The following is a 21,572-nucleotide window of genomic DNA, read 5'->3' on the forward strand; positions in this document are numbered from 1 at the left end:
TTTGTTGGCAACCACTGCCGAGCTAAAGTGGCAAATTTAAAGGAACATGCATGAAAATTTTATACGGCGTACAAGGCACTGGAAATGGTCACATCGCACGTGCGAGAGCAATGGCCGTCGCCTTTCGTCAGCAAAATATCGATGTCGACTTTCTATTCTCTGGAAGAGATGAGAGCAAGTACTTCTCGATGGAAGAATTTGGAAACTACCAAACCCGCAGTGGCTTAACGTTTTATAGTGAGCAGGGGCAGGTGAAATACGGCAAGACATTCATGAAGAACAACATCTGGCGATTTCTCAGTGAGATTAACCAGATCGATCTGACACCATATGATTTAGTGCTTAACGACTTTGAACCCGTGACCGCTTGGGCAGCTAAAAGACAGGGCGTACCTTGCATAGGGATAAGCCACCAGAATGCGTTTCGTTATGATGTACCCAAAGAAGGGGGTAACTGGATTGAACATTCAGTGATTCAACATTTCGCCCCAACCGCGCACTCAATTGGGTTGCACTGGTATCACTTTGAACAGCCGATACTTCCACCTATTGTTCATACGCCTATCGCTCCCACGCTAGTTGGTGAGCAACAAACCAAAACAGCACAAGACTTTACGTTGGTCTATTTGCCATTTGAGGATCTTGAGTCGATCTCAGAGCTGCTGATGAAGTTCATTTCGCATAATTTTGTCTGTTACCACCCAGATGTTATTGAGCATAGTCGAGTCGAAAATATTGAGTTCAAACCACTCAGTCATGCGGGCTTCCAATTCGACCTTAATCAGTGCTCAGGTGTGGTCGCAAATGGCGGCTTTGAATTGCCGTCTGAAGCTTTAACCTTAGGGAAGAAATTGCTTCTCAAACCACTTGAAGGGCAGTTCGAACAACAGAGCAATGTGGCAACACTTGAGGCGCTTGGATTAGCCCAAACGATGAGCTTTCTTGACCCAGCAATCTTGCGTGGTTGGCTCAACGAAAAACAGGCTGAGGTTGTCTCTTATCCAGACGTGGCTAGTGCACTTGTTGAGTGGGTTTTAGCCGGAAATTGGTCCAACCAAGATGACCTAAGAAAACAACTTTGGGACAAGGTGGATTTTCCAAGCTATGCATCACTCACCTAATCCATAAGTGGTGTTTTTGAATCGAATGGTCAATCAATTCATCGATTCAATAATTTGTAACAAATGTAACCAAACGATAGAACAGCTAAATAAGTCGAAATGAAACTCATAAGTAGCGCATTTTATGTTTTTTTATAACTCTGTAAATTTATGATTTTTAAGTGTTAATTAATCATTAAGGTAAAATAAAATTATTCTTTATCAATCTTGTTGGTAGCTAGGGATGTATTGGTTAATAGTAGTGGTAATCCGAAACACATCGGTCTGATAAATATAAGAACTAGTGGTTATCTATTCCCATACCATTACAAATTTAACGCTGTCGTACCGACAAGAGGCAACTTGAATGTTAGATAAAAAAGACGCAATGAGTGCTATTGCTAGCTACAGAATGGAAAGCACACTTCGTGGAGTAGACTTAAACCTTTTGACTGTATTTGATGCAGTAATGCAAGAGCAAAACATTACACGTGCAGCTCACAATTTAGGTATGTCTCAGCCGGCAGTAAGTAACGCTGTGGCTCGCTTGAAAGTGATGTTTAACGACGAACTATTTATGCGCCAGGGTCGTGGTATTCAACCGACTCAACGTGCACGTCAGTTGTTCGGTCCTATCCGCCAAGCGCTTCAACTAGTACGCAACGAATTACCAAGCTCTGTGTTCTCTCCAGAGTCGTCTTCTCGCTTGTTCAAGCTTGCGATTTGCAGCCCTTGTGACATGCGTTTTGCACCTAAGATTATGTCTACAATCAACGACCAAGCACCTAGCGTTAAACTGCACATGGATGCTGAATTCGATCGTCAACTTTCTGAGCGTATGCGCTACCAAGAAATCGACTTCGTTATCGATTACGCTCGTTTTGATGAGCAAGGCTTCTCAAGCACTGAAATCTTCCAAGACGAGTTAGTTGTGGTTGCTTCTGCTTCTCACCCACGCATCAATGGTGAAGTTTCTGCGGCAGAGCTGCTTAACGAAAAGCACGCAAAACTGTCTCGCATCCATGGTCAACGTAGCTTCTCTGAGCAAGCTTACCGTGACCTAGATTGCACGCCTTTCTACGAAGGTACGAGCTTGAGCAACGTTCTTTACGTTGTTGGTCAATCTGAACTAGTAACGATTGCTCCTCGTTGGATGGTAGAACATGCAGCAAACAAAGAGCAGCTTCAGATTCTAGATTTCCCATTCGATAATGCGGCGATTTCTGGCTTCCTAAGCTGGCACGAATCAAGTGAAAAGGATAAAGGACACATTTGGTTACGAGATCAGTTAATGATGATCTGTGGCGAAGTAGTGGCACTTAACTAGACACTAATCCCTATGATTTATAAGCCCTAAGCTAGGAGTCTGGCTTGGGGCTTTTTTATGCGCGCTATTTTAGTGGATAGAAAACTTAGCGTTAGACGTACTATTACTGATAACTTTGAGCTTCATCAGTTGCCTTTTCCATGATCAGAGGTACACTTGTGCGCTCAAAAAAGCTTACAGGTGTAAGCCAAAGGTAAAGAGATGGCCAATTTAGATTTTCATATCGTAAAAAGACTTCGTGACCAAATTGCCCAAGGCGGCAACCGTACAGCTTTGAAGCACAAAGTAGACAATGTATGGCAAGGTATTAGCTGGGAGCAGTTTGGACAACAAATCGATACGCTTTCATTAGCACTATTGGCTCAGGGACTTAGAGTTCAAGATAAGATCGGTATCTATTCAAACAATATGCCTCAATGGACAGTGGCAGATTTTGCATCTTTACAAGCTCGCCTTGTGACTGTGCCGATTTATCCAACCAACACAGCAGCGCAGTCGTCTTACATCATCCAAAACGCAGATGTGAAGATCTTATTCGTTGGTGAGCAAGTTCAATTCGATGCGGCAGTTAGCCTGTTTGAAGAGTGCGAGCAGCTAGAAGTTGTTGTAGCTATGTCTGATGACATCGACCTGCAAGGACACAGCTTTGCCGTATCTTGGAATGACTTCATGGCGCGTGGCGTTGAAGCACAACAAGCAGAACTTGACGCGCGTCTTGCTGATGCAAGCATGGATGACTTACTGACTCTTATTTATACCTCTGGTACTACAGGTCAGCCAAAAGGCGTAATGCTTGATTACACTAATATTGGTTACCAGTTAGAAGGCCACGATGAGCGTCTTAGCCTAAGTAAAGACGATGTCTCATTGTGTTTCCTACCTCTGTCACACGTATTTGAGCGTGCTTGGACGTTCTACGTTCTCTATAAAGGCGCAACCAACTGCTACCTGCAAGATACGATGCAAGTGCGTGATGCGCTAAGCGATGTGAAACCTACCGTAATGTGTGCGGTTCCACGCTTCTACGAGAAGATCTTCTCAGCGATTCACGAGAAGGTATCTAAAGCGCCGTTTATCCGTAAAGTGCTATTTACTTGGGCGGTGAACATGGGAGCGAAGCTTTCAGTTTGTCACCAGGAAGGCCGTACTCCATCGTTAATGCTGAAGAAGAGCCATGCACTAGCCGATAAGCTTGTGCTGTCTAAACTGCGAGCTTTGCTAGGTGGTAACATCAACTTCATGCCATGTGGTGGCGCGAAGCTAGATGAGACGATTGGTCGCTTCTTCCATGCTATCGGTATCAACGTAAAACTTGGCTATGGCATGACAGAAACTACAGCAACAGTATCTTGCTGGGATGACCGCTGTTTTAATCCTGATTCGATTGGTATGTCGATGCCGGGTGCTGAAGTGAAGATTGGTGCGAAGGACGAGATTCTTGTACGTGGTCCAATGGTGATGCGTGGCTATTACAAGATGCCAGAAGAGACGGCTAAGACGTTTGACGAGCACGGCTTCCTGAAAACTGGTGATGCGGGTCATTTTGATGAAAATGGTAACCTGTTCATTACTGATCGTATCAAAGAGTTGATGAAAACCTCTGGTGGTAAGTACATTGCACCGCAAGTGGTTGAAGGAGCGATTGGTAAAGATCACTTTATCGAACAGATTGCTGTTATTGCTGATACACGCAAATTCGTTTCTGCGCTGATTGTACCTTGTTATGACTCGCTAGAAGAGTACGCCAAAGAGCTTAATATCAAGTATCACGATCGCGTTGAGCTTGTTAAGCATCACCAAATCGTTGAGATGCTAGAAAAGCGTGTCAATGACCTACAGCAAGAGCTGGCTAAGTTTGAACAAGTGAAGAAATTCAAACTGCTACCGAAAGCATTTTCGATGGATGATGGTGAACTGACACCAACTCAGAAATTGCGTCGTAAAGTTATCAACGATAAGTATCAAGACGAAATCGAAGAAATGTACAACGAACAGCCTAAAGATAAGTAGTTTTCTGCTTAGATAAATTTTCAGTTGTTTAAAAATCCCCCTACGAATGTGATTGCATTTTTAGGGGGATTTTTTGTATCTAATGACACAGCACTATGTGCGAAAGCGCACACCAACAGGCTCGCTGTTTATCGATAAATAGCGATCTATCGAAATATTAAGTGCTTTTTTTTGCTCGTGTACTAGTTTTTAAAACTAGTTGTTAAGGTTGGTTTGGGTTTTATTTGATGCTTTGAGCTAATAGTTAGTTTTTTGGCACAGTTGACGAATAACAGGTGTTAGACCAGATGATAATAAAGCGTTAAAGTTGTTTCGTATTACTGTTTGTTGTTATCACGACAGACAGCCATAGCCGAAAAAGTGGAAGTATTTCGAATTAGGCTACGAATAAGCCCTAGACTATGAAAAACCAGCCCAACATGTTCACCAAATATGATTGGAAACTGGTGAGGAGAGCAATATGACAACAAAACCTGAAACAGCAATGTTATCCGGCGCTGAGATGGTGGTGCAGTCTCTAATTGAAGAGGGTGTAGAACAAATTTTTGGTTACCCAGGTGGTTCTGTACTTGATATCTACGATGCGCTGCATGCTAAAACTAATGAAATTAAACACGTATTAGTACGACACGAACAAGCCGCTACCCACATGGCAGATGGCTACACTCGTTCTACCGGTAAACCGGGTGTAGTACTTGTGTGTTCTGGTCCAGGTGCGACCAATACCGTTACTGGTATTGCAACAGCCTACATGGACTCAATTCCAATGATTGTTATTTCTGGTAACGTACCAAATAACCTTATTGGTAACGACGCCTTCCAAGAGTGTGACATCGTGGGTGTATCCCGCCCGATCGTTAAACACAGCTTCTTAGTTAAGAAAGCGGAAGATATCCCTGAAGTCGTTAAAAAAGCATTCTATATTTCAACGACAGGACGTCCTGGTCCTGTGGTTATTGATCTGCCAAAAGATATCTTAAACCCACAAATCAAACTTCCTTATGAATACCCAGAAACGATCAAAATGCGTTCGTATAACCCAACGGTTACGGGTCATAAAGGTCAAATCAAAAAGGCACTAAAAGCCCTTCTTGAAGCGAAGAAGCCGGTACTTTATGTCGGTGGTGGTGCAGTTATTTCTGAGGCAGATAAGCCGCTGTTAAAATTAGCAGAGGCACTGAATTTACCCGTGGTAAGCACCCTAATGGGGCTTGGCGCTTTCCCTGGCACTCATAAGAACTCTTTGGGTATGTTGGGCATGCATGGTTTGTATGAAGCCAATATGGCGATGCACAATGCGGATTTGATCTTTGGTATTGGCGTACGTTTCGATGATCGAACGACCAATAACCTAGATAAGTACTGTCCTGATGCGAAGATCATGCATATTGATATCGACCCATCTTCGATCTCTAAGAACGTAAAAGTGGATCTGCCGATTGTAGGTTCTGCTGAAAAGGTTCTGGAGAGCATGGTCAACTTGCTCGTTGAGCAAGGCGGCACCAATGATGCAGAAGCAATGGAAAGCTGGTGGAGTGAAATCAAGGTGTGGCAAGATCGTGATTGCCTAGCTTATGAAAAATCTTCAGAGTGCATCAAACCACAACAAGTTATTGAAACACTTCATAAAGTAACTAATGGTGATGCTTACGTTGCTTCGGATGTAGGTCAGCACCAAATGTTTGCAGCATTGTACTACCCGTTTAACAAGCCACGTCGTTGGATTAACTCTGGTGGTCTAGGCACAATGGGCTTTGGTCTGCCTGCTGGTATGGGCGTTAAGTTTGCAAAACCAGACGAAGAAGTGGTTGTAGTAACCGGTGACGGCAGTATTCAAATGAATATCCAAGAGCTGTCGACTGCGCTGCAATACAATATTCCCGTTAAGATTATTAACCTTAACAACCGTTTCCTAGGCATGGTAAAACAGTGGCAAGACATTGTTTATCAAGGTCGTTACTCTAACTCATATATGGACTCTGTTCCTGATTTTGCTGCTATTGCTGAGGCTTATGGCCACGTTGGTATGCGTATTTCATCCCCGGATGAATTGGAATCAGGTTTGGAAAAAGCACTGGCGATGAAAGACCGTTTGGTATTTGTCGATATTAGTGTGGATGACACCGAGCACGTATACCCAATGCAAATCAAAGGCGAGGGTATGGATAACATGTGGCTAAGCAAAACGGAGAGAACATAATATGAGACACATTATTTCACTACTAATGGAAAACCAACCGGGTGCGCTTTCTCGTGTGGTTGGCTTGTTTTCTCAGCGTGGCTACAACATCGAGTCTTTGAATGTATCCCCTACGGATGATCCGACACTGTCTCGTCTGAACGTCACCACTAACTCAAGCGAAATGCAGCTTGAGCAGATTCAGAAACAGCTGCATAAGCTCATCGACGTACTAAAAGTACAAGAAGTGTCTGAGCTTGAGCATATCGAGCGTGAATTGTTGATGGTAAAAGTACGAGCTAGCGGCTTTGCTCGCGCAGAAGTGAAGCGCACAGCAGATATCTTCCGTGGTCAGATTGTTGATGTAACGGCTTCGCAATATACGGTTCAAATGGCGGGTACGAGCGAGAAATTGGATGCATTCATTCAGGCGCTGTCTGAAGTAACAGAAGTGCTTGAAGTGGCTCGAAGTGGGGTTGTTGGTATCGCACGAGGCGAACGTGCGTTGAAAGCCTAGACGATAAGCCTTTAAAAAATATATTTAAAGCCGCTTTTTTAAGCGGCTTTAATTTTGTTAATTTTTTAGAGTGCTATAATCCCGCGCTGCACTTCCATTCATCTGAGTTAGCAATGAGAAATAAAAAATCAATAATTACATTGCTGATTATCTCTATCATATTGTCTTCTGCAGTATGCCTGTATTATTTTCAGCGTTACAAAGAAGTAAAACAGCAGAGCTTTGACTACTCAGCTAAGCAAGCTGTCCATCAGCTAGTGTATGCCAAGCGAGATTATGATCTTCTCAAGACTCAGTTAGTCTCGGTAATGGAGCTACTCAGTCATAGCCAGAGCTTGGTTAACTTTGCTTCTTCTCCCTCAGACCAAACCAAAGATCTACTTGAGGAGGTCTGGCAATCTGTTCTTGTGAATCAGAAGTGGTATACACAAATTCACCTATTAGATATCACAGGTAAAGAGCTGGTGCGCGTTAACTATTCTTCTGATACCGGTAGGGTGACGTTACCCCAGCAACTGCAAGATAGGTCGGATTCTAACTACTTCCAATACGCTCAAAAACTAGAAGCCGAACAGATTGGCGGCTGGGGGATTGAGCTTGAAACGGAGCATGGTGAAGTCACCTTTCCTTATTCGCCAGTAATCCGTGTATTTACCCCGGTAGAAACCCCTGACAAAAGAGTGGGCTATCTAGTCATTAATCTCGATGTATGGGGCTTATCGTCGCGTCTTAGCTTTTCACCTGATAACGACCTTAGAGCTGAAGTTATCAATGAAGCGGGTTATTTCATCGCGAGTAACAACAGCGATAAGTTGTTCGGAGACGCTATTCCTGAAAGAAAGGGTTACAACCTTAAAAATATCGCGCCAAAGACGTGGAATGCGATCTCCAATGAGCAGGTGGGGTACTTTTTTGAAGGTGACAACTTGTTTGCCTTTAACACGGTTATGCTTGCGAACAGTCAAAAGGTCCATTTGCTGATTCAACTTAATCAGAAGCAACTGATGGAGCGGGCTGAGCGTGACCTGAATGATTTGGCCTACGAAGAGATCATTGTTTTGATTACGGTGCTGATTTTCGCCTTCCCGTTTGCTTACTTGGTGACGCACTATCGACGCCGAAGCCTTGAGAGTAAATTGGCGCGCGCCGCATTGAATGGCATGTCGGCAGTGATGATCTCTGACAAGCAGCACCGCACAATGATGACCAACAACGAATTTGAAAACATGACAGGGTACTGCAAAAAACAAGTTATCGGTCAGAATGCCCTGCAGTTGTTGCTTGAGAATACCGACCAAGTACTCTCAAGTTCGGCTATCTGGAGTCATTTAGAGCAAGAAGAAGTATGGGAAGGGGAAGTTCAGTGTAAGAACAAACTGCGTCTTCCTTTTACAGCGATCATGCGAGTGCATGTGGTCAAAAACAATTCGGGTAAAGTCAGCTACTACATCACCTCGTTGGTGGATATTTCCGTGAGGAAGGAGCTTGAAGTACGTTTGAGGATCTTAAGTGAACGTGACTCTTTGAGTAACCTTTGGAATAGACGAAAGTTAGAAGAGCAGCTCGCGTATTATTCTCGTCTGGTAGAGCGTTACCCCAATGAATCGACGACTTGCTTAGCTTTAGTCGATATCGATAACTTCAAGCGAATCAACGACGAACTTGGTCATGACGAAGGCGACCGGGTGATAGCAAGTGTCGCTAAGCTTCTGCAAGATAGCCTTCGCGGGACTGATTTTGTTGCACGTGTCGGAGGAGAAGAGTTTGCACTGTTGATGCCACACACCTCACTATCGGAAGCAAAGCGCGTATTGGATCGCTTGCGAATCGAGATTGAACTGGCAGCCGGAACTAAGGTCACGGTGAGTGTTGGCTTTACTGATTTAACAAGTAATAGTACTCGCTCATACAAGTGTGCCGATGTTGCGCTTTACGAATCTAAATCGTCTGGTCGTAATACGGTCTCTATGTGTCCTAGCTACGATGATGTCGCTTAGCTTAGCTTAGCTTTAATCCTTTCTTCTCTTTGCTTCACCTCTTCAAGCTGGCCCCGACTCACTTTATCTCTCCCCCTTTTTCTAGGAATCTCACTTTTTAGCGACCTATGTCACAAAATCTATACAGTTAGACTAAAGTCTAATGTCGGTGAAAATTTGAGCTAAAATGAACAATAAGTAAACTACTTTGCTTCAGATGACATCGTGTTAAACGATGTAATAAATAGAGTGTTTACCAGATGTAAAAGGATGACACCGTTAACTTAATTCAACTGATTAGCTAGCTTTTTCAATGATTTGAGAGGCAGCAGTAGAATTAGGTTAGCTGGAGCAAGAGTTTGGGGATCATACAGTCTGGTTAAAAGAGGCGTGGTATGTTTGTCGATTTTTTAGTGAGGTTAACCATAGGCACATTAGCCATTCTTGGCTTTCAGCTGAGTGCATTGTATTTTTTACCTATGGTTGTGCTGCTCAATACTCATCACAAAGAGTTTTTTGGGTGGTAGTTCAGTCGTGATACTGAAACAAAAAACGGAGCCGTTGGGCTCCGTTTTTTTTAGTTAGAATCTATCTTGGCATTATGCTGCTTCGATAACTTCTTCAATTCGTTTCATTGAACCTAGCAGGTGTTGATCAAGCAGTTCAGTCGCTTGTTCTACATTCTTAGACAGTACTAGTTTCATGATCATTTCGTGTTCATCAATATTGAACAGATCATCTGATGCGCTTTCTGCAGACATAGCGAGGAAACGGTAACGTTTTACTTGGTTGATCAGGTCATCAAAGAACTTAAACATGTTTTCTGAATCAGCGCCTTCAAGTAACGCAACGTGGAATTGTTGGTGACGCTCTTCCCATTCAACACAATCAAACTCTTCAGATACGTACTGTACTCGTGACAGTTTATGGTAAGACGTTAGTACATCCAGCTCCCAGCTCTCATCACCCGCTGAAATCGCCTTTTTTAGTAGAACAGAAGAGACAACACGAAGGCTTTCGTATAGGTCATTCAATTCTTTCTTTGATACAGGAGATACCCAGCAGCCTTTCTGTGGCTCTAGTTTTACGTATTTGCTCCAAGATAACTGTACCAAGGCTTCGCGAATAGGAGATGCGCCAACGTTGTAGCGTGCTTTTAGATCAGCAACAACGAGCTTTTGACCTGGGGTTAACTCACCATTAAGAATATCTTGGCGAATCATCTTTGATACTTTGTCAGTGAGCGTAGGACTAGACATTACAAACCTCATCTATATATGATTTCTAGTCTGCTAATCCGTCTCTTAGAAAGAGCCAATTGGAAGTTAACAGTACGTAGTTCTATTGTGATTGATAATACAGCGTACTGAAAAGTTAGGCAAGATTTTGTTTCATAAAAAAAGAGGGCCGAAGCCCTCTTTTATATTTTATGCGAATCGGTTCATTCTTATAGAACGTGAACAGATGCCGTATTTGTAGTACCAGAAGCTACTAGAGCACCAGAAACCATAACTACGATGTCGCCTTTGTTACCTAGGCCAGATTGTAGAGCGATTTCTTTACCGTTGATGTAGAACGCGTCTGTGTTCTCGATAGAGTCAACAAGAACAGGCTTAACACCTTTAGTCAGAACTAGCTGTGCAGCTGTCTTTTCGTTAGTTGTTAGAGCAAGGATGTTTGCAGTTGGGAAGTACTTACGTACTGAACGTGCAGACTTACCGCCTTCAGTTGCAACAACGATTAGAGGAGCAGCTAGCTTCTCTGCTGTGTCTACAGCGCCTTTACATACTGCTTCAGTGATGCGTAGACGTGGGCTGTCTAGACGAGAACCTAGCTCAGCTTTAAGAGCTGAATCAGTACGGTTCGCGATTTGAGCCATGATAGTAACAGCTTCAACTGGGTACTTACCTTTAGCAGTTTCACCAGAAAGCATTACTGCATCAGTACCATCCATGATTGCGTTCGCAACGTCACCCGCTTCAGCACGAGTTGGACGTGGGTTGCTGATCATAGAGTCAAGCATTTGAGTTGCTGTGATAACCATCTTACGTGCGCGGTTACACTTCTCGATCATCATCTTCTGAGCGAAGATTACTTCTTCAGCTGGGATTTCAACACCTAGGTCACCACGAGCAACCATGATGCCGTCAGAAGCTTCAAGGATTGAATCGAAGTTATCAACACCTTCTTGGTTTTCAATCTTAGAAATGATGTGGATGTTCTCGCCGCCGTTAGCGTTTAGAAGCTCACGGATTTCTTTAACGTCTTCTTCTTTACGGATGAAAGAAGCAGCAACGAAATCAACGCCTTGCTCACAACCAAACTTAAGGTCAGCTTTGTCTTTCTCAGAAAGAGCTGGAAGTTGAACAGAAACGCCAGGAAGGTTAACACCTTTGTTTTCGCCTAGAGCACCGTTGTTAAGAACTTTACACTTAACTTCAGTTTCTGTTGTTGCGATAACTTCCATTTCGATTAGGCCGTCATCAACAAGGATAGTGTTACCCGCTGTTAGGTCTTTAGCGAAACCTAGGTAAGTTACTGCTACTACGTCTTTGTTACCAACAACTGTTGCGTCAGTTGTGAAAGTGAACTCTTGACCAGCTACTAGATCTACGTCGTTACCATCTTCAAGTTTGATAGTACGGATTTCTGGACCTTTAGTATCTAGAAGGATAGCAAGTTGCTCACCTTTGTTTTCCATTACTTTACGGAAGTTCGCGATACGAGTGCCGTGCTCTGCGAAATCACCGTGAGAGAAGTTAAGACGCATAACGTTCATGCCAGCATCTACTAGTTCAGTTAGCTTCTCTACAGATTCAGTTTTAGGGCCAATCGTACATACGATTTTGGTCTTTTTCATGGAAGGTACTCTCCGGTAAGTATTGTTACAATTTGAAATTTATTTAAGTTCTGAAGATTGGTCCGCTACATCAACATTTTGTGCCTGTTGTGTAAAAGCGCGGGACTTCCAATATGTCCTTCAGAGTTGTAAGTCTTTCATCAGTTTTAGTCATTTTATGACCAAAAGAATTTGATTCAATATCGGTTTTCTGTGACTTACCCCACTATATAGGTGGTAAGTTGCAAAAAAATAACAGTCAGTTTTGTAATTTTTTTTCTTTTCGGGTGCGGATTCTACCACCTAATGAGTTCAATATCACTGCTTAACAATTGTCTTAGGACAAGGTTTTATCGCTATTTATTAATTTTTTGGATCAAAATAAATGGACTAAATAGTTTCGTTGTAACTATAATATGTTTCATATCGAAACTTGGTGGCCTTTTTTAAATGTCGAAACGAAACACCCAGCTCAGAAGACATGCAATTTCTAACCTAGTGAATGAAAAAGGGGAGGTTAGTGTTGATGAATTATCCGCTAAGTTCGAAACCTCAGAGGTCACTATTAGAAAGGACTTGGCGTCTTTAGAGAAAAACGGTCAGCTTTTACGCCGTTATGGTGGTGCGATTTCGTTACCGAAAGAGGTTGTCAACGAAGAACTGGGTCAACAAGTTTCGACTCGAAAGGTTTCATTGGCAAAAGCCGCTGCAGATTTAATTCGCGACCATAACCGCATCGTGATCGATAGTGGCAGTACTACCGGTGCCCTAATTCAGCAGCTAAATGCTAAGCGTGGCTTGGTTGTGATGACCAACTCATTGCACGTCGCTAATGCGCTTAATGAGCTTGAAAGCGAGCCGACGTTATTAATGACTGGCGGCACTTGGGATACCCATTCGGACTCTTTCCAAGGCAAAGTCGCAGAGTCGGTGCTCCGCGCTTACGATTTTGACCAACTATTTATCGGAGCAGATGGTATCGACCTTGATAGAGGCACAACTACGTTTAACGAACTGGTTGGCCTGAGCAAAGTAATGGCTGAAGTGTCACGAGAAGTGATCGTGATGGTTGAGTCGGAAAAAGTGGGACGAAAGATCCCGAACTTAGAGCTGGCATGGGAACACATTGACATCTTAATTACCGATACAGACTTGGGCGAAGAATCTAAAGCAAGTATCGAATCACATGATGTTCGCGTGATCCTGACTGATCCAGCGTAAAACAAATTAAAATATTATGCATTTACCTTCCTATAATTGATCTTAATAAAGATATGGCCTTTGCTTGCTGCCAATAGGAATAAAAAAATTGATGGAGTGAAACTATGTGTGGAATTGTTGGTGCAGTAGCACAGCGTGATGTAGCTGAAATTTTAGTAGAGGGCCTTCGTCGCCTAGAATACCGTGGCTACGATTCAGCAGGTGTCGCTGTAGTCGATACTGAATCTAACCTAACTCGTGTGCGCCGCCTTGGTAAAGTACAAGAGCTAGCAGACGCAGTCGATCAGCAACATGTGATTGGCGGTACTGGTATCGCTCATACACGTTGGGCGACGCACGGTGAACCATCTGAAGCGAATGCACACCCACACATGTCTGGTGATATTGCAGTTGTACACAACGGCATTATCGAAAATCACGAAGCACTGCGTGCTCTGCTGCAAGAGCGTGGTTATGTGTTTACTTCACAAACGGATACTGAAGTTATCGCTCACTTAGTTGAATGGGAACTTCGCACTTCTGATTCATTGGTTGAAGCGCTTCAAAAGACAGCGAAACAATTAGACGGTGCATACGGCACGGTGGCGGTTGATCGTAAAGATCCTAGCCGTATTGTAGTTGCTCGTTCAGGTAGCCCAATCGTTATCGGTTTTGGTGTGGGCGAGAATTTCCTAGCCTCTGACCAACTTGCACTATTAAGCGTAACTCGTCGTTTCATGTACCTAGAAGAAGGTGATGTTGCTGAGGTTACTCGTCGTGATGTAACGGTATTTGATGTAGCGGGCGAGCGTGTTGAGCGTGACATCGTTGAATCAAACGCAGAGCACGATGCTGGTGATAAAGGTCAATACCGTCACTTCATGCAAAAAGAGATTTTTGAGCAGCCAACAGCATTAGTCAACACGATGGAAGGTCGTATCTCTGACACCTCTGTAATCACTAATGCAATCGGTGTTAAAGCTGAAGAGATCTTAAGCAAGGTAGAACACGTGCAGATCATCGCATGTGGTACGTCTTACAACTCAGGCATGGCAGCTCGTTACTGGTTTGAGTCTCTAGCAGGCGTAAGCTGTGATGTAGAGATCGCTTCTGAGTTCCGTTACCGTGATTTCGTTGTTCGCCCGAACAGCCTTTTAGTGACTCTGTCTCAGTCTGGTGAAACGGCTGATACGCTTGCTGCACTTCGTCTGGCAAAAGAGAAGGGTTACATGTCAGCAATGACCATCTGTAACGTAGCAGGTTCTTCGCTTGTTCGTGAGTCTGATTTTGCCTTTATGACTCGCGCAGGAACGGAGATCGGTGTTGCTTCTACTAAAGCCTTCACAACACAGCTAGCGGCTATGCTGATGATGGTAACGTCAATTGGTCGTCTACAAGGTCGTATCAATGAAGAGAAAGAAGCGGAAATCGTTCAAGCACTTCACCAACTGCCTGCTGATATCGAGAAAGCATTAGCGTTTGATAAAGAGATCGAAGCACTGGCACCTGATTTTGCTGATAAGCACCACACACTGTTCTTGGGTCGTGGTGAGTTCTACCCAATCGCGATGGAAGCATCTCTTAAACTGAAAGAGATCTCTTACATCCACGCAGAAGCATACGCTGCTGGTGAGCTTAAGCACGGTCCTTTGGCTCTTATCGATGCAGATATGCCAGTTGTCGTTATTGCACCAAGTAACGACTTGCTAGAGAAGCTGAAATCAAATGTTGAAGAAGTCCGTGCTCGTGGCGGTCTGCTGTATGTATTTGCAGATGAAGCTGCTGGTTTCGAAAGCGATGAGAACATGAAGATCATCAAGATGCCTCATGTAAGTGAAGTAACTGCATCTATCTACTACACAGTACCAATGCAGCTGCTGTCTTACCATGTTGCGTTGATCAAAGGTACCGACGTTGACCAACCTCGTAACCTAGCGAAAGCTGTAACGGTTGAGTAATCGACAGCTTATCTAAGAAATAGATAATAAGAAGCCCATCCTGTGATGGGCTTTTTATGTCTGTTACTTAAAGCTGTAGCGTCATTAAGCGCTAAGTGCTTGCTCTAGGTCAGCCAAGATATCGTCAATGTGCTCGATACCTACTGAGAGGCGAATCATCTCTGGTGATACACCGGCTTGCTTTTGTTCTGCTTCGCTTAGCTGACGGTGTGTTGTAGAAGCAGGGTGGCAAGCCAGAGACTTGGCATCACCAATGTTCACTAGGCGCTTGAAGATTTGTAGCGCGTCGTAGAAGCGGACACCAGCTTCATAACCGTCCTTCAAGCCAAAAGATAGAATAGCCGATGGCTTACCCTGCATGTATTTTTCAGCAAGCGGGTAGAATTCTGAGCTAGGCAGACCAGCGTAGCTTACCCAACTGACTTTTTCGTGTTGGCTGAGGTATTCTGCCACTTTCAATGCATTCTCTGTGTGTCGCTCCATACGTAACGACAACGTCTCCAAGCCTTGCATCAACATGAAAGCATTCATTGGCGACAGTGCTGCACCTGTATTACGTAGGGGAACCGTTCTAGCTCGACCAATAAACGCAGCCTCACCAAATGCCTCGGTATAAACCACGCCATGATAAGAAGGCTCTGGCTGATTAAAAACAGGGAAGCGATCTTTGTGCTCTGCCCATGGGAATTTGCCTGAATCGACAATCACGCCACCTAACGTTGTACCGTGACCACCCACGTACTTGGTTAGTGAGTGCACCACGATGTCAGCCCCAAAATCGATAGGTTTACACAGCACTGGCGTCGCCACCGTATTATCAACAATCACAGGCACTCCTTGTGCGTGGGCAAGTTCTGCAACACGTTCTAAGTCGATGATATTACCAGCAGGGTTACCAATACTTTCACAGTAAACCGCCTTGGTTTTTTCATCGATCAGTGCCGCTAAGCTTTCTGGTTTGTCGTCTTTAGCAAAACGAACTTCAATTCCTTGGTTTGGCAACATGTGAGCAAATAGGGTGTAAGTACCACCGTAAAGCTGAGGCGTTGAGACAATGTTGTCACCGATTTGCGCCAACGTCTGAATCGCGTAGTTGATCGCAGCACTGCCCGCACTTACCACTAAGCCTGCAATCCCCCCTTCTAAGGCTGCCATGCGTTTTTCTAACACATCATTGGTTGGATTCATTATCCGTGTGTAGATATTACCTGGCACCGCAAGGTTAAACAGGTCGGCGCCATGTTGTGCGTCATCGAATTCGTAAGCGACGGTTTGGTAAATAGGTGTGGCAACTGATTTGGTTGTTGGATCAGTTTCGTAGCCGAAGTGAATCGAGAGTGTTTCGTCTTTCATGTTTCTTCCCTGAACTATTGAATGATTTGTGTACACTCATATTGCCGATTTTTTTATAAAAGAAAAGTATGTTTAGTCACAGAGAGGCAATTGGAATTGTGTGCGGGATGATTCGTTATTGGTTAGGAAATGCAGGGCGTAAGTTGTACAGATTTAGAAAAGCAAAAAGCCAGAGCAGCATGAACTGTTCTGGCTTTTCTAATTTGGTGGCCCCTCCCAGATTTGAACTGGGGACCGAACGATTATGAGTCGTGCGCTCTAACCACTGAGCTAAGGGGCCGTAGGGCATAGATTATAGGGGAAGCGTTCAATGGTGTCTAGACACTATAAGGGGCAATTCCGCTTACATCTTAGCCACTTAAATCACACAGATAAAAAAAAGGTGAGCCAACGCTCACCTTTTCTTATTTATGCTTAAAAGCTAACCACACTTGAGTGTGCGATTACTCGTCTAGGAAGCTACGCAGAGTTTCTGAGCGGCTTGGGTGACGAAGTTTACGCAGTGCTTTTGCTTCGATCTGACGGATACGTTCACGAGTTACGTCGAACTGTTTACCAACCTCTTCAAGAGTGTGGTCAGTGTTCATGTCGATACCGAAACGCATACGCAGTACTTTAGCTTCACGAGGTGTTAGGCCTGCAAGAACGTCTTTAGTTGCACCGCGTAGGCTGGTTGCCGTTGCAGAGTCTAGAGGTAGTTCTAGCGTTGTATCCTCGATGAAATCACCTAGGTGCGAATCTTCGTCGTCACCGATTGGTGTCTCCATTGAGATTGGCTCTTTAGCGATTTTCAGTACTTTACGGATCTTGTCTTCAGGCATTTGCATGCGTTCAGCCAGTTCTTCCGGAAGTGGTTCACGACCCATCTCTTGTAGCATTTGACGAGAGATACGGTTTAGTTTGTTGATCGTTTCGATCATGTGAACCGGAATACGGATAGTACGAGCTTGGTCGGCAATCGAACGAGTGATTGCTTGACGGATCCACCAAGTAGCGTAAGTAGAGAACTTGTAACCACGACGGTATTCAAACTTATCTACCGCTTTCATCAGACCGATGTTACCTTCTTGGATTAGATCCAGGAATTGTAGACCACGGTTTGTGTACTTCTTAGCAATCGAGATTACTAGACGTAAGTTCGCTTCAACCATCTCTTTCTTCGCACGACGAGCTTTCGCTTCACCGATAGACATGCGACGGCTGATATCTTTGATGCTTTGAACAGTAAGAGACGTTTCACGTTCGATCATATCCAGTTTTTGGATAGAGCGACGGATGTCATGCTCGTTACGTTTAATCTTTTCTGCGTATGGCTTGTCTGAAGCAAGAACTTCATCCAACCATGCTTCGCTAGATTCGTTGCCAGTAAATAGAGCAATGAAAGATTTCTTCGGCATTTTGCCGTACTCAACCGTTTGACGCATGATTAGGCGTTCTTGAGTACGTACACGATCCATAGAGTTACGCAGTTCGTTTACTAGGTAATCAAACTGTTTTGGTGTTAGACGGAACTCTTTGAATACGTCTTGCATCATTGTCGTTGCAAGCATTGCTTTCGGGCTTTCATGGCCGTACTCGTTGATCGCTAGTTGACGATTCTGGTAGCTAGTACGAAGTGCTGTGAACTTCTCAAGAGCAAGTTCAGGATCGATACCTGTATCTTCTTCTTCCTCTTCCTCGTCGTCTTCTGCGTCTTCTTTGTCTTCGTCTTCCAGATCAGTTTCAGCAAGTTCTGAACCGATGTGAGTCGCCGTTGGCGCAGCTGTGCCATCGTCGTCTGGGTCAACAAAGCCATTGATTAGGTCTGTTAAGCGAATCTCTTCTGCTTGTACGCGGTCAAACTGTTCCAAGATGTATGGAATAGTGCCTGGGTACTCAGCAACCGATAGTTGAACTGTATTGATACCATCTTCAATACGCTTCGCAATGTCGATTTCGCCTTCACGAGTCAGTAGTTCAACTGTACCCATTTCACGCATGTACATACGAACTGGGTCAGTAGTACGGCCAATCTCGCTTTCTACGCTTGAAAGCGCAGCAGCTGCAGCTTCGGCTGCATCTTCATCTATATTGGCATCGTCATCATTAAGTGCTAGATCATCAGCATCAGGTGCAGTTTCAACTACCTTGATACCCATGTCGTTAATCATTTGAATGATGTCTTCTACCTGTTCAGAATCCACGATTTCTGCAGGTAGGTGGTCGTTTACTTCGGCGTAGGTCAGATAGCCTTGTTCCTTGCCTTTAATAACAAGTAATTTAAGCTGTGACTGCGGATTTTGATCCATAGATGATATCCAACTTCAGGTCTGGTGAAGGACGTTGCATTCTCAAATGCAAACCAATTATGTTAACAAATTTATTAAATGCTGACTAATCAAACAGGGTTACGCTTTTAGATCTAGCATTAAAGCTAGTAGCTCCCTTTTTTCTTCGGCTGATAAACCGACGCTTCTTGCTTTGGCCTGCAGGTTTTCAATTTGTTTTTCAACGCACTGGGCAAGTATATTGTCCAATGAGTCTAAAAATATGTCTTCTTGATTGTCTTCGTCGAGGGGGATTTCCCAGCTCGCGAGACGAGACAGAAGAGCCTCATGTTTATTGTGTCGCCAATGCTCTAATAATTGGCCTGTGTTGATATGGGGATGCGCATGGCATTTATCAAGTACTTCGACGAATAAACTTAGTCCAGGCAGCTGTAAGCCTTTGACACTTGATAAATCCGGTACCATATCAGCATAGCTCGGATTTTGGATAAGCAAAGCGATAACTTCACGCATTGGAGTGCGTTTCAGCTCTTTATGCGGTTGAGGTGTCGGGTTCTGTGTATGAACACGCGCTCGTCTTAATTGGTTATCAAATCCAGTGCGCTCATCGAGCAGTTTTTCGAGCAATTCTTGGAAGTAACTGTCAGGGATTTTGTTAATCAATGCGCTAGCGTGCGCGCGCAGTGCCGATTTCCCTTCGGTTGTTCCCAAGTTTAACTTGTGTATTTCAATCAGGTTATCGAACAAATAGGTCGAAAGCGGTGTCGCATTTTGAACAAGCTGTTCGAAAGCGGCTTTGCCGTGTTCTCTTATATAGCTGTCTGGGTCTTCACCGTCGGGCAAGAATAGAAACTTGAGTGTGTTACCGGTTTTCAGGTACTCAAGGGCATTTTCTAGTGCGCGCCACGCGGCTTCTTTACCTGCTCGGTCACCATCGTAACAACAAACCACTGTGCTGGTTTGGCGGAACAGCATTTGAACGTGGTCACCGGTTGTCGATGTACCCAGTGATGCTACTGAGTAATCAACACCATATTGCGCGAGTGCCACGACATCCATGTAACCTTCAACCACAAGTATTTGCGGCGGTTCACGGTAGGCTTGCAGCACTTCATAAAGGCCGTAAAGCTCTTTACCTTTATGGAAGATAGGCGTTTCTGGTGAGTTGAGATATTTTGGAGTACCGTCTTCTAATACACGACCACCAAAACCAATCACACGGCCACGACGATCGCGAATCGGGAACATTACGCGTCCACGGAATCGGTCGTATCGGTTACCTTTATCGTTCTCAATTAACATGCCGCCAGTTACGAGCATGTCTTGGGCTTCTTTCTGTTGGCCAAAGTTCTTACGAACTAAGTCCCACTCATCGGCCACATAACCAATGCCAAACTTCTGGACGATCTCGCCCGAAAGGCCACGATTCTTTAGGTAATCAATCGCAGGTTTGTTGGCTGATATTTTCAGTTGAGAGCGGTAAAAATTACTGATGCCGCCCATCAAATCGTAGAGGTTACGTTTTTGTTCGCTGTTGGCTCTTGGTGCTGTTGATATCTCGCCGCTGCGTTGCTCTCTAGGAACATCGAGGCCTAAGAAAGAGGCAAGCTCTTCAATCGCTTCAACAAAATCGAGACGTTCGAACTCCATAATGAAGTCGATAGCATTACCGTGTACGCCACAACCAAAGCAGTGATAAAACTGTTTTTCTTGGCTTACGCTAAAAGAAGGGGTCTTTTCGTTGTGGAATGGGCAACATGCACCATAGTTTTTGCCTTTTTTCTTAAGTTTCACGCGTGCGTCCACTATGTCGACAATGTCGAGACGCGCTAGGAGATCATCAATGAAACTACGCGGGATGTGTCCTGCCATAAAACCTTAGAAAAATGCACTAACTGAGAGTGTGGATAATAATAGTTTGAATAGGTTACAGATACAAACAAGCCGTGCGTTCCGAAGGATTGCACGGCTTGTTGCAATTTGATTTGGGATTAAGCGAGTTTAGAACGAACTAAACCACTAACTTTACCCATATCTGCACGCCCTTGAATTTGTGGTTTCAAGATAGCCATTACTTTACCCATGTCTTGCATGCCCGCTGGTTGAGCTTCGGCGATTGCGCTATCAAGTAGTGCAATAACTTCTTCATCAGTTAGCGGTTGAGGCATAAAGCCTTCAAGTACCGTAATTTCTGCTTTTTCCACGTCAGCAAGATCTTGACGATTTGCTGATTCATATTGAGCAACAGAATCGCGACGTTGCTTAACCATTTTAACTAATACAGCAAGAATGTCGTCGTCGTTCAGAGTGATCCGTTCGTCAACTTCACGTTGCTTAATTGCTGAAAGAGCTAAGCGGATAGTGCCAAGGCGCGGTTTGTCCTTGGCTTTCATCGCTAATTTTTGCTCTTCTTTGAGTTGTTCAATAAGAGCCATAACTCAGTCCTTATGGATTAAGTTATTAGTACAGGCGAACGCGACGTGCGTTTTCGCGAGCTAGCTTCTTAGCGTGACGCTTTTGAGCCGCTGCTTTAGCGCGTTTGCGAACTGTAGTTGGCTTTTCGTAGTGCTCGCGACGGCGAACTTCAGAAAGGATACCTGCTTTTTCACAAGAGCGCTTGAAACGACGTAGTGCAACGTCGAACGGTTCGTTTTCACGTACTTTAACTATTGGCATATGCCTTTCACCTCAGGGGTTATTCATTATCGCTGGCTACTCAGTACCAAATCAGAGAAGTTACCCATCGAGCTAACTCTCTATTTGCGTTTGGCCATTAACCAGCTTGATCAAAAATGGTGCGGAATTTTAATCCGATCACAGTGGCTTTGTAAAGCACTTTGTCGATT

General features: G+C 44.2%; 15 protein-coding genes and 1 tRNA gene. 8 read left to right on the plus strand and 8 right to left on the minus strand.

What is annotated here, in order from left to right; all coding sequences use genetic code 11:
- Positions 1 to 50 precede the first annotated feature (50 nt).
- The 6 genes from CWO13_RS13355 (at position 51) to CWO13_RS13380 (ending at position 9,130) form a co-directional block, all read left to right on the plus strand.
- The gene (locus tag CWO13_RS13355) at positions 51 to 1,121 is read left to right on the plus strand and encodes an MJ1255/VC2487 family glycosyltransferase (RefSeq protein ID WP_107898906.1); all 1,071 of its coding nucleotides are present in this window, start codon (positions 51 to 53) and stop codon (positions 1,119 to 1,121) included.
- Positions 1,122 to 1,467: 346 nt separating this feature from the next.
- On the plus strand, positions 1,468 to 2,427 hold the full coding sequence (gene leuO, locus CWO13_RS13360; protein WP_019826889.1) for a transcriptional regulator LeuO: 960 nt from the start codon (positions 1,468 to 1,470) through the stop codon (positions 2,425 to 2,427).
- Between the two features lie 201 nt (positions 2,428 to 2,628).
- Positions 2,629 to 4,437 carry an AMP-dependent synthetase/ligase gene (locus CWO13_RS13365; RefSeq protein ID WP_108083070.1) on the plus strand — a complete coding sequence of 603 codons (1,809 nt, stop codon included), beginning with the start codon at positions 2,629 to 2,631 and terminating at the stop codon, positions 4,435 to 4,437.
- A 460-nt stretch (positions 4,438 to 4,897) separates the two neighbouring features.
- On the plus strand, positions 4,898 to 6,637 hold the full coding sequence (locus CWO13_RS13370; protein WP_102478552.1) for an acetolactate synthase 3 large subunit: 1,740 nt from the start codon (positions 4,898 to 4,900) through the stop codon (positions 6,635 to 6,637).
- 1 nt (position 6,638) lies between these two features.
- Positions 6,639 to 7,133 carry an acetolactate synthase small subunit gene (gene ilvN, locus CWO13_RS13375; RefSeq protein WP_008219984.1) on the plus strand — a complete coding sequence of 165 codons (495 nt, stop codon included), beginning with the start codon at positions 6,639 to 6,641 and terminating at the stop codon, positions 7,131 to 7,133.
- 113 nt (positions 7,134 to 7,246) lie between these two features.
- Positions 7,247 to 9,130, plus strand: coding sequence for a sensor domain-containing diguanylate cyclase (locus tag CWO13_RS13380; protein WP_108083071.1), 1,884 nt, complete (start codon positions 7,247 to 7,249; stop codon positions 9,128 to 9,130).
- Between the two features lie 578 nt (positions 9,131 to 9,708).
- On the opposite strand, the gene CWO13_RS13390 is transcribed toward CWO13_RS13380, so the two are convergent.
- Positions 9,709 to 10,380, minus strand: coding sequence for a GntR family transcriptional regulator (locus CWO13_RS13390; protein WP_019826885.1), 672 nt, complete (start codon positions 10,378 to 10,380; stop codon positions 9,709 to 9,711).
- A 176-nt stretch (positions 10,381 to 10,556) separates the two neighbouring features.
- Complete coding sequence (gene pykF, locus CWO13_RS13395) at positions 10,557 to 11,969, minus strand: pyruvate kinase PykF (RefSeq protein ID WP_017061403.1); 1,413 nt, start codon at positions 11,967 to 11,969, stop codon at positions 10,557 to 10,559.
- A 429-nt stretch (positions 11,970 to 12,398) separates the two neighbouring features.
- On the opposite strand from pykF, the gene CWO13_RS13400 reads away from it, so the two are divergent.
- Positions 12,399 to 13,169: a DeoR/GlpR family DNA-binding transcription regulator gene (locus CWO13_RS13400; RefSeq protein ID WP_048614888.1), complete on the plus strand. Its 771-nt coding sequence runs from the start codon at positions 12,399 to 12,401 to the stop codon at positions 13,167 to 13,169.
- Between the two features lie 104 nt (positions 13,170 to 13,273).
- Entirely contained in the window at positions 13,274 to 15,106 is a 1,833-nt protein-coding gene (gene glmS, locus CWO13_RS13405) for a glutamine--fructose-6-phosphate transaminase (isomerizing) (RefSeq protein WP_048657998.1), read from the plus strand.
- An 84-nt stretch (positions 15,107 to 15,190) separates the two neighbouring features.
- Here the strand turns inward: glmS and CWO13_RS13410 are convergent, their stop codons facing one another.
- From CWO13_RS13410 to rpsU, 6 genes are all read right to left on the minus strand, one after another.
- Complete coding sequence (locus tag CWO13_RS13410; RefSeq protein ID WP_108083072.1) at positions 15,191 to 16,459, minus strand: O-acetylhomoserine aminocarboxypropyltransferase/cysteine synthase family protein; 1,269 nt, start codon at positions 16,457 to 16,459, stop codon at positions 15,191 to 15,193.
- A gap of 204 nt (positions 16,460 to 16,663) precedes the next feature.
- A tRNA-Ile gene (locus CWO13_RS13415) sits at positions 16,664 to 16,739 on the minus strand.
- A gap of 163 nt (positions 16,740 to 16,902) precedes the next feature.
- Positions 16,903 to 18,747 carry an RNA polymerase sigma factor RpoD gene (rpoD, locus tag CWO13_RS13420; protein ID WP_048614894.1) on the minus strand — a complete coding sequence of 615 codons (1,845 nt, stop codon included), beginning with the start codon at positions 18,745 to 18,747 and terminating at the stop codon, positions 16,903 to 16,905.
- 99 nt (positions 18,748 to 18,846) lie between these two features.
- On the minus strand, positions 18,847 to 20,598 hold the full coding sequence (gene dnaG / locus CWO13_RS13425; RefSeq protein ID WP_017062923.1) for a DNA primase: 1,752 nt from the start codon (positions 20,596 to 20,598) through the stop codon (positions 18,847 to 18,849).
- A 119-nt stretch (positions 20,599 to 20,717) separates the two neighbouring features.
- Positions 20,718 to 21,161, minus strand: coding sequence for a GatB/YqeY domain-containing protein (locus CWO13_RS13430; RefSeq protein ID WP_017069475.1), 444 nt, complete (start codon positions 21,159 to 21,161; stop codon positions 20,718 to 20,720).
- 25 nt (positions 21,162 to 21,186) lie between these two features.
- On the minus strand, positions 21,187 to 21,402 hold the full coding sequence (rpsU, locus tag CWO13_RS13435; RefSeq protein WP_004396009.1) for a 30S ribosomal protein S21: 216 nt from the start codon (positions 21,400 to 21,402) through the stop codon (positions 21,187 to 21,189).
- Positions 21,403 to 21,572 lie beyond the last annotated feature (170 nt).

Origin of the sequence: Vibrio sp. ZF 223 (assembly GCF_003050585.1) — a bacterium.
GTDB lineage: Bacteria > Pseudomonadota > Gammaproteobacteria > Enterobacterales > Vibrionaceae > Vibrio > Vibrio crassostreae.

What these genes read in the sequence shown, in the direction of transcription:
- CWO13_RS13365 (WP_108083070.1), top strand. Translation starts at nt 2,629, where the DNA reads ATGGCCAATTTAGATTTTCATATCGTAAAAAGACTTCGTGACCAAATT.
- CWO13_RS13380 (WP_108083071.1), top strand. Translation starts at nt 7,247, where the DNA reads ATGAGAAATAAAAAATCAATAATTACATTGCTGATTATCTCTATCATA.
- dnaG (WP_017062923.1), bottom strand. Translation starts at nt 20,598, where the DNA reads ATGGCAGGACACATCCCGCGTAGTTTCATTGATGATCTCCTAGCGCGT.
- CWO13_RS13410 (WP_108083072.1), bottom strand. Translation starts at nt 16,459, where the DNA reads ATGAAAGACGAAACACTCTCGATTCACTTCGGCTACGAAACTGATCCA.
- rpoD (WP_048614894.1), bottom strand. Translation starts at nt 18,747, where the DNA reads ATGGATCAAAATCCGCAGTCACAGCTTAAATTACTTGTTATTAAAGGC.
- pykF (WP_017061403.1), bottom strand. Translation starts at nt 11,969, where the DNA reads ATGAAAAAGACCAAAATCGTATGTACGATTGGCCCTAAAACTGAATCT.
- CWO13_RS13430 (WP_017069475.1), bottom strand. Translation starts at nt 21,161, where the DNA reads ATGGCTCTTATTGAACAACTCAAAGAAGAGCAAAAATTAGCGATGAAA.
- ilvN (WP_008219984.1), top strand. Translation starts at nt 6,639, where the DNA reads ATGAGACACATTATTTCACTACTAATGGAAAACCAACCGGGTGCGCTT.
- CWO13_RS13355 (WP_107898906.1), top strand. Translation starts at nt 51, where the DNA reads ATGAAAATTTTATACGGCGTACAAGGCACTGGAAATGGTCACATCGCA.
- rpsU (WP_004396009.1), bottom strand. Translation starts at nt 21,402, where the DNA reads ATGCCAATAGTTAAAGTACGTGAAAACGAACCGTTCGACGTTGCACTA.
- CWO13_RS13400 (WP_048614888.1), top strand. Translation starts at nt 12,399, where the DNA reads ATGTCGAAACGAAACACCCAGCTCAGAAGACATGCAATTTCTAACCTA.
- CWO13_RS13370 (WP_102478552.1), top strand. Translation starts at nt 4,898, where the DNA reads ATGACAACAAAACCTGAAACAGCAATGTTATCCGGCGCTGAGATGGTG.
- leuO (WP_019826889.1), top strand. Translation starts at nt 1,468, where the DNA reads ATGTTAGATAAAAAAGACGCAATGAGTGCTATTGCTAGCTACAGAATG.
- CWO13_RS13390 (WP_019826885.1), bottom strand. Translation starts at nt 10,380, where the DNA reads ATGAGGTTTGTAATGTCTAGTCCTACGCTCACTGACAAAGTATCAAAG.
- glmS (WP_048657998.1), top strand. Translation starts at nt 13,274, where the DNA reads ATGTGTGGAATTGTTGGTGCAGTAGCACAGCGTGATGTAGCTGAAATT.